Below are 13,466 nucleotides of genomic sequence, written 5' to 3'. Positions count from 1 at the left end.
GGGTCACCAGATGTCTGAGGCATTCATCATCGACGCGGTTCGTACGCCTGTCGGCAAGCGCGGGGGCGCGCTGGCCGAGGTCCACCCGGCCGACCTCGGCGCCCACTCACTCGCCGCGCTCGTCGACCGCACCGGGATCGACCCGGGAGCCGTCGACGACGTGATCATGGGCTGCTGCGACACCATCGGCGGGCAGGCCGGCGACGTCGCGCGGACCGCGTGGCTGGTGGCCGGGCTGCCCGACCACGTACCCGGCGTGACCATCGACCGGCAGTGCGGCTCCTCTCAGCAGGCGGTGCACTTCGCGGCTCAGGGAGTGATGTCGGGGACCCAGGACCTGGTCGTAGCAGGTGGGCTCCAGAACATGTCCGCGATCCCGATCTCGGCGGCGATGCTGGTGGGGGCGCAGTATGGCTACACCACCCCGTTCGCCGAGTCGCCCGGCTGGGTGAAGCGCTACGGCGACCAGGAGGTCTCCCAGTTCCGATCCGCGGAGATGATCGCCGAGAAGTGGGACATCTCGCGCGAGGACATGGAGGCGTACGCGCTCGCCTCGCACCAGCGCGCCAAGACCGCCATCGCCGAGGGGCGGTTCGACCGGGAGATCGTGCCGGTCGGTGACTTCGCCGTCGACCAGTGCCCGCGGGAGACCTCGCTCGAGAAGATGGCCTCCCTGGAGCCGCTCGCTCCCGGCGGGCGGATCACCGCCGCCGTCGCCTCGCAGATCTGCGACGCGTCCTCGGCGCTGCTGGTGGCGTCGGCCGCGGCCGTACGCACCTTCGGCCTCACCCCGCGGGCCCGGATCCACCACCTCTCGGTCCGCGGCGACGACCCGGTCTGGATGCTCACCGGCCCGATCGAGGCAACTCGTCATGCCCTGGCCAAGACGGGTCTGACGGTCGACGACATCGACCTGTTCGAGTGCAACGAGGCCTTCGCGAGCGTCGTCCTGGCGTGGATGAAGGAGCTCGACGTCCCGCATTCGAAGGTGAACGTCAACGGCGGCGGCATCGCTCTCGGCCACCCCATCGGCGCCACCGGCACCCGGCTGATGACCACCCTCCTCAACGAGCTCGAGCGCACCGGCGGCCGCTACGGCCTCCAGACCATGTGCGAGGGCGGCGGCCAGGCGAACGTCACCATCATCGAGCGGCTGTGAGTACAGCTCGCTTCTCGTGTCGTTTCTCGGCGCGAGCGGCGGCGGGGGAGCCGGGCGTGGGGAACCAGTGGTGGATGACCGCGGCCTGGCCGGCGGTCCACAGGCCGCTGATGACCCAGTAGACCAGCAGGGCGAGAGGGACGCTGCTGCCCGCGAGGAGCATGCCCGCGGCGGAGATGACGGGCATGAGCTCCTGCATCCGCACCATCGACTCGGGCAGGTCGGCGCGCACCATGTTGGGCAGGACCCACAGCCGCTGGCTGAGGTAGCTGACCGCCGCGGCGGTCGCGGCGAGGCCGAGGGTGATCACCAGGTGGGTCGTGTCGCCGGAGAGGTAGCCGTGGCCGGTCAGCGGCGTGCCCAGGAACGTCGCGTTCCCGAGTGAGGCGACCAGCGAGTCGTTCATCGCGCCGACCGCGTTGTTGCGGCTGACGTCGGAGAGCAGGTGGTAGAGCGCCAGGAAGATCGGCAGCTGGGCGAAGGCGGCGAGCATGGCGAAGCGGGGTACGCCGTGCTCCTCGTTGATCTTGCGCCGCTCCTCCATCATCGCCATCACATCGGCCTGGCTCGGGCTGCCCTTCGCGTTCTTCTTGGCGTACTTCTTCGTCAGCGCCTGGAGTTGCGGGCGGGCCCGGGCGGCGGCGTGGGAGTGGCGTACGCCGCGGATCGTGAGCGGCAGGAGGGCGAGCCGGACCAGCACCACGACGGCGGCGATGGCCAGCAGCCAGCTGGCGTTGTCCCCGGCGAAGGCGAGGACGTGGTGGGCGCCGGCGAGGACGGCGGCGAGGGCGTGCGACAACGGGGCGAGAACGGACATGGGTGTGCTCCTGAGGCGAGTGGGTAGGGCTGACGGGCTCGCCGGTGGGCGAGCGGTCAGACCTGCTCAGGAGCGCGCGGGCGGCGCGGGGAGCACACCGGGTCGGTGACCCGGGCAGCGAGATGGTGAGGCCCGTCGGAGGAGTCGCGTGGGGCCGTCGAATGGGCCCTGACCAGGGCGAAGGCGCCGACGTTGTGGATCGCGCCGACGGCGACCGCGGCGAGCGCGGTCGAGACCGCGATGGTGAGCAGCGCCTGCTCGGGATCGACGCTCATCAGCGCCGGGAGCATCAGCGTGAAAAGTGCGACGAGCGCGATGCGTACGCGGCTCGTCTCGTTCTTCACGACTCACACTCTACCGATGGAGGTCAACCAGGCCCTCATCTCAGGTCGCGCCGCATCAGCACGCGCGGGTGACCGGCGAGGACCGAGGTGGTGTCGGCGGCCCAGGTGAAGCCCGCGGCCTCGAAGTTCTTGCGGATCCCGGCGTACGCCATCGTCAGGTCGACCTTGGCGCCCTTGTTGTCGAGCGGGTAGGCCTCGATGGCCGGGGCGCCGCGGTCGCGCGCGAAGTCGACGGCGCCCTTGATCAGCGTGTGCGAGATGCCCTTGCCGCGATGGCCCGGCCGGACCCGGATGCACCACACGGACCAGACCGGCAGGTCGTCGACGTGGGGGATCTTCCGGTTGCGGGCGAAGGTCGTGTCCGCGCGTGGGGCGACGGCGGCCCAGCCGACCGGATCATCGCCCTCGTAGGCCAGCACGCCCAGCGGCCCGTCGGCGAGGAGGTCGCGTACGAACTCACCGCGTTCCTGGCCGCGCATCTTGTTGTTGATCGTGGAGGGGATCCGGTAGCTCAGGCACCAGCACACGCTGGCGTCGGGGCGTTTGGGACCGACAAGCGTGCGTACGTCCTCGAACACCGTCGCCGGGCGAACCTCGATCACCATGGCGCAAGAATGCTGCTCAGGCGCGGGTCGCGTCCAGGTGTTTGAGGCGGTCGGTGGCCTGGGCGACGATGCGGTCGACCAGCTCCTCGCAGGTGGGGAGGTCGTCGAGGAGGCCGACGACCTGTCCGCTGGAGAGCATCCCGGCGTTCGTGTCGCCCTCGACGAGGCCGGCGCGGAGCAGCATGGGGGTGTTGGCGGCGAGGACGACCTCGGCCCAGGTGCGGTCGCCGCCGTGGACCATGTTTCGGCCGTCCTTGATGAGCGTCCGCCACGGCAGGCCGGACAACTCCTTGAACTGGCGTGTGCGCTTGAGCGTGCGCAGCAGCTTTGCGGTGAGACCCTCCTTCTCGAGGGTGTCGATGAACTCGGTGCGGAGCAGGCGGTGCGGCATGCCGTCGGCCTTGGTGGTCACGACGGTGCCGTCGAGGCCGAAGCTCAGGTAGCGCCGTCGGACGTCCTCCGGGACGGCCGAGTCGGCGGTGAGCAGGAAGCGCGTGCCCATCCCGATGCCGGCGGCGCCGTAGGCCATCGCCGCGGCGAGTCCGCGGCCGTCGAAGAAGCCGCCCGCGGCGACGACGGGGATGTCTACGGCGTCCAGGACGCTGGGGAGGAGCAGGGTGGTCGGGACCGCTCCGGTGTGGCCGCCGCCCTCCCCGCCCTGGATCATCACCATGTCGGCGCCCCAGCCCGCCACCTTCTTGGCGTGCTTGGCCGCGCCGATCGAGGGCATCACGACGATGTCGTGCTCCTTGAGCTTGCTGATGAGCTCGGGTTTGGGCGCCAACGCGAAGCTGGCGACCTTGACGCCGTGGTCGATCAGGAGCCGGCAGCGGTCGGGAGCGTCCGAGGCGTCGGCGCGCAGATTGACGCCGAACGGCTTGTCGGTGCGGCCCTTGACCTCGATGATCGCCTTCTCGAGCTCGTCGAGGGTCATCGTGGCCGAGGCCAGGATGCCGAGCGCGCCCGCGTTGGCGGTCGCGGAGACGAGGCGCGGGCCGGCGACCCAGCCCATGCCGGTCTGCACGATCGGGTGGTCGACACCGGTCAGCTCGGTCAGTGGCGTACGGAATGTCTGTGCGGTGCTCATCGTCCGTCCTTCACGAAGGCGTCGCGGCGCTCGTCGGCCACGCCGGCGAGGTTGAGCTCATAGGTGAAGCCCTGCTCGAAGCGGTAGGAGGCGTTCACGTCGACCGGGTCGATGCCGTTGAGCGCGGCCTTGGCCGCGCGGATGACCTGCGGGTCCTTGGCGGCGATCTGTCGCGCGACCTCCAGGGCGGCCTCGTCGAGGTCCTCCCGCGGGACGACCTGGTGGACCGATCCGAGCTCGTGGAGCCGCTGGGCGGTGATGGTCTGGGCGGTGAAGTAGAGCGTACGCAGCATGTGCTGGGGCACCAGCCGGCTCAGGTGGGTGGCGGCGCCGAGGGCTCCGCGGTCGACCTCGGGTACGCCGAAGAAGGCGTCGTCGCTGGCCACGATCGTGTCCGCGTTGCCGACCAGGCCGACGCCTCCGCCGAGGCAGAAGCCGTTGACCGCGGCGATGACCGGGACCGGGCACTCGTAGATCGCCTTGAACGCCGCGTAGCAGCCGCGGTTGGCGCCGAGGATGCCCTCGAAGCCCTCGATCTGCTGCATCTCCTTGATGTCGACGCCGGCGTTGAAGCCCTTCCCCTCGGCGCGCAGGATCACGACTCGTGCGCCGTTGTCGGCGGCGGTCGTGACGGCGGCGGCGACCTCGAACCAGCCCTTCACCGGCAGTGCGTTGACCGGAGGGTGGTTCATCGTCACGACGGCGATCTGCTCGTCGGTGATCTCGGTGGAGATGCCCATGGTCCGTTCCTAACCTAGCGATTGCTTGGTACCCTAGCACTTGCTTGGTTTCTGAACGCAAGAATGGGAAGGGACGCCACCATGGCTCGACTGCTCGAAGGCCGGATCGCAATCGTCACCGGAGCGGGGCGAGGCATCGGCCGGGCACACGCGCTCGAGCTCGCACGTCACGGGGCGAAGGTCGTCGTCAACGACTTCGGCGTCTCATTGGCGGGCGAGGGCACCGGCGAGTCGCCCGCTTCCCAGGTCGTTGACGAGATCGTCTCTGCAGGTGGGGAGGCTGTTGCCAACGCCGCCGATGTGGCCGACTTCGCGGAGGCCGAGGCGATGGTGCGACAGGCCATCGAGACGTACGGCGGACTGGACATCCTCGTCAACAACGCCGGTTTCGTACGCGACCGGATGCTCGTCAACACCTCCGAGGAGGAGTGGGACGCGGTCATCCGGGTGCATCTGAAGGGTCACTTCGCGACGTTGCGGCACGCGGGTGCGTACTGGAGGGCCGAGTCCAAGGCGGGCCGGCAGCGGGATGCCCGGGTCATCAACACATCCTCCGGCGCGGGTCTGCAGGGCTCGATCGGGCAGGGCACCTACTCGGCCGCCAAGGCCGGGATCGCCGGGCTCACCCTGGTCGCCGCCGCCGAGATGGCCCGTTACGGCGTCACCGTCAACGCCATCGCCCCGGTCGCCAAGACCCGGATGACCGAGGGCGCCTTCGACACCTCCGCCATGGCACTGCCCGAGGACAACTCACCGGTCGTCGCCTGGCTCGCATCTCCGGACGCGCGCGATGTCACCGGCCGGGTCATCGAGATCGACGGGCCCACGATGACCGTCGAGAACGGCTGGGCCCACGGCCCCTCCGCCGACGCCGGAACTCGCTGGGACGCTGCCGACGTCGGCCCCGCCCTCCGCAAGCTGCTCGCGCAGGCGCCGGTGCCGGAGAAGGTGTACGGGGCCTGAGTCGCATGTAGGGATACCCGGTTAACAGGGTATTCCTGCACTTCTCAGGCAATGCAACGCCAGAGAAGTGCAGGTTTTCCCGGTTAACCGGGTATCCCTGCGCCTCAGCCGAGCTCCCCACACACCGTCGCCGCGATGTCCGCGAGCGGGACGTCGAGCGGGGTGGCGGCGGGGTCGTCGGAGCGGGTGAGGGCGGCGATGACGATCGGGGCGCCATCAGGAGTCCAGGTGACACCGACGTCGTTGCGCGACGCGTAGTCGCCACCGCCGGTCTTGTCGGCGAGCCGCCAGCCGGCCGGAACCCCGGCGCCGAACCTCGTGACGGTCGATTGGTTGGCCAGCATCCAGGTGATCAGCTGGTCCCGGTCGGCGCGGTCGAGGGCGTTGCCGAGCACCAGCTTGGTGTAGGTCTGCGCGATCGCACGGGGCGAGGTGGTGTCGCGCGGGTCGCCCGGGATCGCGCTGTTGAGGTCGGGCTCCCAGCGGTCCAGCCGGGTCACGGTGTCGCCGAGCGATCGGGCGAACCTGGTGATGCCGGAGGGGCCACCGATGAGGTGGAGCAGCTCGTTGGCGGCGGTGTTGTCGGAGCGCGTCATCGTCGCCTCGGCGAGCTGCGCGACGGTCAGACCGTTGCGCGTCGTGAGCGAGGTGACCGGTGAGTTGACGACGACATCGGCCGCCTCCCAGGTCAGACGCTGCTGGAGCGTACGCGCGGGATGATCGCGCAGGATCGAGGCCGTGAGCAGGGTCTTGAAGGTCGACAGCATCGGGAAGCGCTCGTCGGCACGGTGCTCGAGGACGCGGCCGGTCCGCATGTTCTTGGCCCAGACGCCGAGGTGACGCTGGTGCTTCTGCTCGAGCGCGGCGATCGAAGGGCTGTCGGTGGCGTACGCCACGGAGCTGCTGACTCCGGTCGCGGCGACGGCGACCGCAGTGGCGGCTCCGCCCAGGATGGCGCGGCGGCTGAGGATCGGTGTGGTCATGCCGAGCATCGTGATGCCGCCGCGGCGACGGCGTCCAAGGACGATCCGGCATGGACGTATGCATCGCCGACATGGGACGAGGTGGGGCCGATCAGCCATCCTGTACGCGTGGACCTACTGCTTCACCTGCGCGGCTTCGCCGCCGTCGCGGACGAGATGAGCGTCTCCGAGGCCGCTCTCGAGCTGGGCGTCGACCAACCGCTCCTCAGCCGTCGCCTGCGTGCTCTCGAGCGGGAGCTCGGGGTGGAGCTGCTCGACCGCACCCGGCGCCAGATCGCGCTCACCCCGGCCGGCACGGCGCTCCTGCCACGCGCCAGGCACCTGCTCGACCAGGCCGACCATCTGCTGCGGAGCATCCGCCGCCACGACCGGGAGAGCTTCGTGGTCGCGGTGCCGTCCGGATGCGACCCCGCGCCGCTCGCGCGGTTGGTCGCGCTGCTGGAGGCCGAAGGCGTCGACGTACGCCTCGCGAGCGACAGCGACCACGACGGGACGCCGGAGTCGGCCGCCTGGACGGTCGAGGCGTGCGACCCGGACGCGGCCACGTGGCTCACCCCGCTGGGCGCGGCCACCGCTCCCGGGACCGCCGAAGGGTCGGTGTCGCTGAGCGCGATGCGCCCCCGCCGAGGCGGCGAACGTACGCAGGTGCTGGCTCTCCCGCGAGATCTCGACGATCCCGCCGGCCGGCTGCGACGGCTCGCGGACCGGGCCGGCATCGGACCGGCGACCCTGCGCCGCGCCCCGCACCAGCTCGCGGTGGCCGAGACCATGGCGGGGCGCGCGAGCCTGGTCTGCGCGCGGCATGAGGCGGTGACGTACGGACTGAGCTGGTCGCCCTTCGCCGACAAGGTGGCGCGCGGCCATCGCCTGGTCGAGCAGCCACCACCGCCCGGACCGCTGGCGACCGGCCCCGTGCGCGAGCAGGCCCTCGCCCTGCTCGGTGCCTGCGTCGGCGCACCCGAGGAAGGACGCGGATGAGCCCGCTCGTCGGCAGCGACCGCGGACTGATCGACTTCGCCGAGGCGACCGCCGAGCGCTTCCGGGAGCTCCAGGTCCGGGTCGCGTTCCTCGCCCGCGACATCGACACCGGCCACGAGGTCGGGGTCGGCGTCGACCGGCCGATGCCGCTGGCGTCGGTGGCGAAGGTCCCGCTGGCCCTGGTGGTGGCGGACCGGATCGCCCGCGGCGAGATCGACGGCAGTGCGATGGTGACGCTGACCGCGGCGGAGCGGAGCTACGGGCCGTACGGCATCTCGGCGTTCACCCACGACGCGACCTGCTCGGTCACCGACCTGATGCTGATGATGCTCGGTCTCAGCGACAACGCCGCCGCCGACGCGCTCTTCGACCTGGTCTCGCCGCGCGAGGTCGACGAGCAGCTCGCCGAGTGGGGGGTGGAGGGGTTGCGCGTGCGGCACCGGATGCAGCCGATGTACGACTACGCCACCCGCATCGCCGGCCACGACTTCGCCCTCGCCACCCAGCTCGCGGTCGAGGGCCGCCGGCCGGGTGGTCGGCACGTGATCGACTCGCTCGACGTCGGCCGCGCCACGATCGGCTCGCCGCGCGCCTGCGTCGGCCTGCTCGAGCGGGTCTGGCGCGACGAGGTCGCCAAGCCCGAGGCGACCGAGCTGGTGCGGCGGCTGATGGGCAAGCAGGTCTTCACCCATCGGATCGCCGCCGACCTGCTCGCCGACGACATCGAGCTCGCCGGCAAGACCGGGGGGTTCCTCACCCTGCGCCACGAGATCGCCGTGGTCATCCACCCCGCCGGTCGCGTCGCCATCGCCGTGCTCACCGACTCCGACCGCACCGCCCGGATCCAGAACGACGTCGATCTCGCCATCGCTGCCACCGCCCGCGACGCCGTCGAGGCCCTCGCCTCCCGCCGCCCCCGCTGAGGCCAGAAAACCAGTCGGCAACCACCCGGTCGCGGTGGTGGAATTGGCCGGTGCCCCTGCCCGGTTTCATCAGCAACCTCATCCCGCCGACACCGTTGTCGCGGCGGTTGGCGACGCAGTCGCTGCTCTTCGCGGCGGGGGACGGCACGTTCAACACCGCGGCCGCGTTCTACCTCGTCGCCTTCGTCGGCCTGAGCCCGGCGCAGATCGGTGTCGGCCTGACGGTGGCGGGGATCGCGTCGTTCCTCACCGCCTACCCGATGGGCCGGCTGGCCGACTTCATCGGCCCGAAGCGGATCTGGGCGATCAGCGCGCTGATCAGCGCACTGATGTTCGCGACGATGCCGTTCATCCACGGCTTCTGGGCCTACCTGGCGGTCATCGTCGTCTTCGAGGTGGTCAACAACGCGGGCGGCGCCGGCCGGAATGCGTACGTCCTCGATGTGCTGCCCGACAAGGAGCGGGTCGCGACGCAGGCGTTCATGTACTCCAGCCTCAATCTCGGCTTCACCATCGGCGCCCTGATCGCCGGCATCGCGCTCGCCCTGGACACCGACACGGTCCTCAAGTGGGGCGTGCCGTTCTTCGCGCTGGCCATCGGGATCGCCAACTCCGTCTGGATCACCCGGCTGCCGAGGGCGCCTCACGAGGAGCGCCGCGCGGCCGGCGAGGTCACCGAGAAGCTGCCCGGCCCGGGCGCGCTGCGCAACGTCGGCTGGCTCCTGGTGACCACCTTCACCGGCACGCTGTGGAGCAACCAGGTGCTGCTGCACACCGTGATCCCGCTGTGGCTGGTCGAATACACCGACTCGCCGCGCTGGCTGCTGGCCTGGCTCTTCGCCACCAACACGGTGCTGTGCATCATCCTTCCGGCCTACACGTCCAAGGGCGTCCACGACGTCCGCGACGCATTGCGCCGGGTGTGGTGGAGCAGCGCGTTCTTCGTCGCCGCCTGCGCGATCACGCTGGTCACCCACGACACCCGCGGGTTCCTCACCATCTTCCTGGTCTGGCTCGGCCACGTCGCCGTGACCGGCGCCGAGCTGGCCATCGGCTCCGCCTCGTGGGCCTTCCAGGCCGAGCTCATGGACCCCGACCGACGGGGTGAGTACGAAGGCGTCGCCGGCATCGGCCGCCAGCTCGGCGGCGCCTGGGCCCCCGCCCTGTTCACCTTCCTCGCCATGGGCTGGCATCCCGACTTCTACAGCGGCGCCGGCTGGCTCGTCATCGGCGCCATCGTCGTCGCCGCTGCCGCCGCCATGGGACCGTCGACCAAGCTGGCCGTACGTTTCAAGCAGACCCACTTCCCGCGAGAGGACGAGCCGGAGGCGGTCGCCGCCGAGCTCGCCTAGCTCTGCGAGATCAGCGCAGGATCGTCGCGATCCGGTCGCCGAGATAGGGCGCGAGGGTCGCGGCGTAGAGCGGCGAGATGTGGAAGCCGTCCTGGTAGACCTGCAGGTTGCCGACGACGGGGGAGCAGGTGTCGGCCTCGCAGAAGTAGTCGGTGAGGTCGACACGGTGGGCGTTCGGGGTCAGGTGAACCGCGCCGGCGCTGCCGTCGTCGCGTACGACCCGTTCCCGGTCGCGAGCACAGGTCGACCCCGCCGCGAGTCCGGCGTCGTCGATGCACGGCTGGACGACGCGGGCGAACCGGGTGGTGCTGCCTTCGAAGATCGGGCTGTCCCGGATCGCGATGACCGGCACCGACGGGTCCGGCCGGCTCGCCCATGCCTCCGCGAGGCCACGGCTGAGCGCCTCGCCGGGCGTCTCGTCACCGACGGCCTCGACCGAAACCTGGCTGGAGTGGATGACGACGTACGCATCGATCCCCCGCTCCTCTGAGAGATAGGTCGCGAGCCGCGACTTCCACTGCCGGCACAGCTCGACGGTGGTCCGGGGAGTGCCGACGCGATCGCGCGCGTTCCAGTGGCAGCCGGCGCGGCTGGCGACGTCGATGCGCCACCCGCGCCGCTCGGCGATCTCGCGGTAGGCGGGGACGAGCTGGTGGTTGTGCGAGTCGCCGATCGCGAGCAGCCGCCGCGTGTAGCCGCGAGCGGGCCCGAGCGTGCACACCTTGAACCGCACCGGCCGCTCCTTGTTGGACCAGCAGCCCGACCCGTCGGGCGCCTGGTAGCCGAGACTGGCGTCGAGCAGCCGGTCCGGACCCTCGCAGCCGGCGGTCGCGGAGTCCATCGCGGCGGCGCCGATGCAGCCGGCGTACTTCTCCGCGGCGGCGACGGCGGCCGCCCTCGCCGCCGCGTCCTGGCGCTCGACCGCGGTGGCGCCGGCCATCGTCGTGCCCGCGACCAGTGCGAGCACGACCGGGATGGCCACGAGCTGCCCGAGCCCGGCGAAGCGTGGCACGACCCGCGTGACCGGCACCTCGACGAACCGGTGGGTGAGCCAGGCCAGGACCACCGAGGCCGAGAGCACGACAACCGCCGCGAAGAGCGTGGTCCGGGTGGCGTACGTCCAGCTCAGCCACGCCACCAGCAGCGGCCAGTGCCACAGATAGAGCGGGAAGGAGATGTCCGCGACGAACCGCAGCGGCCTCACCGAGAGGAGCCGCTGCGGTCCCCAGGCGTACGCAGACCCCGACCCGATCACGACCAGAAGCGCCCCGCCGACCGGCCACAGCGCCCACGGGCCGGGGAAGAGCGCGGCACCGTCGAGCACGAACCCCGAGCTCGCGACGAGCAGCAGCCCGATCCAGGCGAGCACCGGGCGCACGGCCCCGGGCGGGCGGAGACGGTCCAGCCCGAGCGCGAGCAGCGCGCCCACGCCGAGCTCCCAGAAGCGTGCCCCGGTGTGGAAGTAGGCCACCTGCTGGTCGGTGATCCCGAGCCGCCACGCGAAGACGAACGAGGCCACCGTCGCCACCGCCACGACGAGCGCCAGCACGAGCCGGAGCCGCGCCCGCGCCACCCGCCAGACCACCAGCACCACCACCGGCCAGGCCAGCAGGAACTGTCCCTGAACCGCCAGCGACCAGAAGTGCTGCAGCGGGCTCGCGCTCGGCCCGGCCGCCCCGTAGGCGAGCTGCGACCGGATCATCTCCCAGTTCAGGACGTACGCCGCCGAGGCAGCGATCTCCCGCAACGTCGAGCTCCACATCGACCGCGGCATGACCGTCACCATCAGCACCGCCGTCCCGGCGAGCACGACCAGCGTGGGAGCCGAGAGCCGCAGGAACGTACGTCCGTAGTGGTCCCCCAGCCGCAGCTGGGACGACGCGACCCGGCGGACGAGCGACCGGGTCACCAGGAACCCGGTCAGCGCGAGGAAGACGTCGACGCCGCCCGAGACCCGGCCGTTGCCGAAGAGGTGGAAGACCACCACGAGCGCCAGCGCCAACCCCCGCAACCCGTGGATCTCAGCGATGCGCGGCGGTCGGGGAGGCTGCGGCATCGGGTCACGCTAAGGGTCGCCGGTGACCCCCGGGAGAAGTGCAGGTTAAGAGCCGAGGATCTGCTCGAGGTGGGGGTTGCCGAAGGTGCGCGACGGATCGAGCTTGTCGCGCAGCGCGACGAAGTCGCCGAATCGCGGATAGCGTTCGCCCAGGTCAGCGGCGGTGAGCGTGTGCATCTTGCCCCAGTGCGGGCGGCCGCCGGCCTCGCCGGCGATGCGCTCGAAGGTCGCGAAGTACTCCTCGCGCCAGGGCGAGGATGGCGCCGTGTGGATGGCGATGTAGACGTTCTCGCGCTCGAACCCGGTGGACAGCGGGATGTCGTCGGCGCCCGCCACCCGGACCTCGACCGGGAAGGAGATGTTCCATGTCGAGGCCTCGACCGCACGCTCCAGCTCGGCGAGGACCTCCATGCCGACAGCACGCGGGACGGCGTACTCGCTCTCCACGAACCGCACCTTCCGCTGCGAGGTGAAGACGCGGTAGGAGATGTCGGTGAACTCGCGCGGCGAGAGGGCGGAGGCGGCGAAGCGGGCCAGCGGCTTCACCAGGCCAGGGACCCGAAGACCGAGACCGACGGTCGCGCCGAAGGCCTGGTTGGAGAGGAGCTCGTCGTCGAACCAGCCCCGGAGCCGGCCCACCGGCGCCAGCGGAGTCTCCGGCAGCGGCAGCCGGGTGTTGTGCTTGGTCAGGACCCGGGTCGTGTGCGGGAACCAGTAGAACTCGAAGTGGTCCGTGCCGGAGGCGTGCTCGTCGAACGACGCCATCACCTTGGCGAGCTCCCCGTTGCCCTCGCGCGCGTTCAGCGCGAAGAGAGGCTCGGTCTGAAGAGTGACCTCGACGACGATCCCGAGCGCGCCGAGTCCCACCCGGGCGAGGTCGAAGACCTCGGGGTTCTCTTCAGCCGAGCAGGCGATCACGGAGCCGTCGGCGAGGAGCAGCCGCAGGCCGCGTACCTGGGTCGCCAGGCCGCCGAACCGCGCTCCCGTGCCGTGCGTGCCGGTCGAGATCGCCCCGGAGATCGACTGCTCCTCGATGTCACCGAGGTTGGTCATCGACAGGCCGAGCGCCTCGAGCGCGCGGTTGAGGACCTTGAGGCGGGTGCCGCCGCGTACCGTCACCAGGCCGGTCGTCGAGTCCGCTCGAACGATCCCTGAGAGGCGATCCAGGCTGACCTGGATGTCGACCGGCGAGCCGATCGCGGTGAACGAGTGCCCCGCGCCGATCGGCCTGATCCTCCGCCCGGCCTCCGCCGCGGCCACGACCACCGCCGAGAGCTCTGCCTCGTCGCGAGGCAGCACGACCTCGATCGCGCCCGCGTGCTGGTTGCCTGCCCAGTTCTGCCACTGACCCACGCGGGAAAGGGTGTCGGCTCGGAGCCGTCGGGTCAACGCCTTCGCCCACATCAATCGGCCCGCGCGATGGCACAGATGGTTACCTCCCGTTGACGCGAGTGCCGCG

At 70.9% G+C, this 13,466-nt stretch carries 13 protein-coding genes; 5 read left to right on the top strand and 8 right to left on the bottom strand.

What is annotated here, in order from left to right:
• Positions 1–10 precede the first annotated feature (10 nt).
• Complete coding sequence (locus ACFX43_RS01085; RefSeq protein WP_378815962.1) at positions 11–1,159, top strand: acetyl-CoA C-acetyltransferase; 1,149 nt, start codon at positions 11–13, stop codon at positions 1,157–1,159.
• Here ACFX43_RS01085 and yidC read toward each other — a convergent pair.
• From yidC to ACFX43_RS01060, 5 genes are read right to left on the bottom strand one after another with little or no spacing between them, the layout of a single operon-like run.
• Positions 1,143–1,976, bottom strand: a complete 834-nt coding sequence (gene yidC / locus ACFX43_RS01080) for a membrane protein insertase YidC (protein WP_378815960.1) — start codon at positions 1,974–1,976, stop codon at positions 1,143–1,145. The two genes, ACFX43_RS01085 and yidC, sit on opposite strands and share 17 nt — an antisense overlap.
• Before the next feature lie 56 nt (positions 1,977–2,032).
• Complete coding sequence (locus tag ACFX43_RS01075) at positions 2,033–2,320, bottom strand: hypothetical protein (protein ID WP_378815958.1); 288 nt, start codon at positions 2,318–2,320, stop codon at positions 2,033–2,035.
• Positions 2,321–2,355: 35 nt separating this feature from the next.
• Complete coding sequence (locus ACFX43_RS01070) at positions 2,356–2,925, bottom strand: GNAT family N-acetyltransferase (protein ID WP_378815957.1); 570 nt, start codon at positions 2,923–2,925, stop codon at positions 2,356–2,358.
• Positions 2,926–2,941: 16 nt separating this feature from the next.
• On the bottom strand, positions 2,942–4,012 hold the full coding sequence (locus tag ACFX43_RS01065; protein ID WP_378815954.1) for an NAD(P)H-dependent flavin oxidoreductase: 1,071 nt from the start codon (positions 4,010–4,012) through the stop codon (positions 2,942–2,944).
• A complete protein-coding gene (locus ACFX43_RS01060; protein WP_378815952.1) occupies positions 4,009–4,752 on the bottom strand; it encodes an enoyl-CoA hydratase family protein in 744 nt (247 codons plus the stop codon). The genes ACFX43_RS01065 and ACFX43_RS01060 overlap by 4 nt, the downstream gene beginning before the upstream one ends.
• 81 nt (positions 4,753–4,833) lie before the next feature.
• Between ACFX43_RS01060 and ACFX43_RS01055 the strand changes: the two genes are divergently transcribed.
• Positions 4,834–5,715 (top strand): SDR family oxidoreductase, encoded by an 882-nt coding sequence (locus ACFX43_RS01055; protein WP_378815950.1) that lies wholly within the window; start codon positions 4,834–4,836, stop codon positions 5,713–5,715.
• Positions 5,716–5,819: 104 nt separating this feature from the next.
• Here ACFX43_RS01055 and bla read toward each other — a convergent pair whose 3' ends face one another.
• Positions 5,820–6,698, bottom strand: coding sequence for a class A beta-lactamase (bla, locus tag ACFX43_RS01050; protein ID WP_378815947.1), 879 nt, complete (start codon positions 6,696–6,698; stop codon positions 5,820–5,822).
• A 108-nt stretch (positions 6,699–6,806) separates the two neighbouring features.
• Between bla and ACFX43_RS01045 the strand changes: the two genes are divergently transcribed.
• Genes ACFX43_RS01045 through ACFX43_RS01035 form a run of 3 tightly spaced genes read left to right on the top strand, consistent with a single transcriptional unit; the run spans position 6,807 to position 9,951 of the window.
• Positions 6,807–7,676 carry a LysR family transcriptional regulator gene (locus ACFX43_RS01045; RefSeq protein WP_378815945.1) on the top strand — a complete coding sequence of 290 codons (870 nt, stop codon included), beginning with the start codon at positions 6,807–6,809 and terminating at the stop codon, positions 7,674–7,676.
• Entirely contained in the window at positions 7,673–8,599 is a 927-nt protein-coding gene (locus ACFX43_RS01040; RefSeq protein WP_378815943.1) for a serine hydrolase, read from the top strand. Before ACFX43_RS01045 ends, ACFX43_RS01040 begins: the two co-directional genes overlap by 4 nt.
• Positions 8,600–8,649: 50 nt before the next feature.
• Entirely contained in the window at positions 8,650–9,951 is a 1,302-nt protein-coding gene (locus tag ACFX43_RS01035; protein WP_378815941.1) for an MFS transporter, read from the top strand.
• 10 nt (positions 9,952–9,961) lie between these two features.
• On the opposite strand, the gene ACFX43_RS01030 is transcribed toward ACFX43_RS01035, so the two are convergent.
• Positions 9,962–12,007, bottom strand: coding sequence for an acyltransferase family protein (locus ACFX43_RS01030; RefSeq protein WP_378815939.1), 2,046 nt, complete (start codon positions 12,005–12,007; stop codon positions 9,962–9,964).
• Positions 12,008–12,052: 45 nt separating this feature from the next.
• The gene (locus tag ACFX43_RS01025) at positions 12,053–13,360 is read right to left on the bottom strand and encodes a D-arabinono-1,4-lactone oxidase (RefSeq protein ID WP_378815937.1); all 1,308 of its coding nucleotides are present in this window, start codon (positions 13,358–13,360) and stop codon (positions 12,053–12,055) included.
• Positions 13,361–13,466: the final 106 nt, after the last annotated feature.

The organism is Nocardioides sp. YIM B13467, assembly GCF_042788075.1.
Classification (GTDB): domain Bacteria; phylum Actinomycetota; class Actinomycetes; order Propionibacteriales; family Nocardioidaceae; genus Nocardioides.
This window is presented reverse-complemented; position numbering and strand designations above follow the sequence as displayed.

Coding starts and splice junctions, on each gene's coding strand:
- ACFX43_RS01085 (WP_378815962.1), top strand. CDS start 11: ATGTCTGAGGCATTCATCATCGACGCGGTTCGTACGCCTGTCGGCAAG.
- yidC (WP_378815960.1), bottom strand. CDS start 1,976: ATGTCCGTTCTCGCCCCGTTGTCGCACGCCCTCGCCGCCGTCCTCGCC.
- ACFX43_RS01070 (WP_378815957.1), bottom strand. CDS start 2,925: ATGGTGATCGAGGTTCGCCCGGCGACGGTGTTCGAGGACGTACGCACG.
- ACFX43_RS01065 (WP_378815954.1), bottom strand. CDS start 4,012: ATGAGCACCGCACAGACATTCCGTACGCCACTGACCGAGCTGACCGGT.
- ACFX43_RS01060 (WP_378815952.1), bottom strand. CDS start 4,752: ATGGGCATCTCCACCGAGATCACCGACGAGCAGATCGCCGTCGTGACG.
- ACFX43_RS01055 (WP_378815950.1), top strand. CDS start 4,834: ATGGCTCGACTGCTCGAAGGCCGGATCGCAATCGTCACCGGAGCGGGG.
- bla (WP_378815947.1), bottom strand. CDS start 6,698: ATGACCACACCGATCCTCAGCCGCCGCGCCATCCTGGGCGGAGCCGCC.
- ACFX43_RS01040 (WP_378815943.1), top strand. CDS start 7,673: ATGAGCCCGCTCGTCGGCAGCGACCGCGGACTGATCGACTTCGCCGAG.
- ACFX43_RS01030 (WP_378815939.1), bottom strand. CDS start 12,007: ATGCCGCAGCCTCCCCGACCGCCGCGCATCGCTGAGATCCACGGGTTG.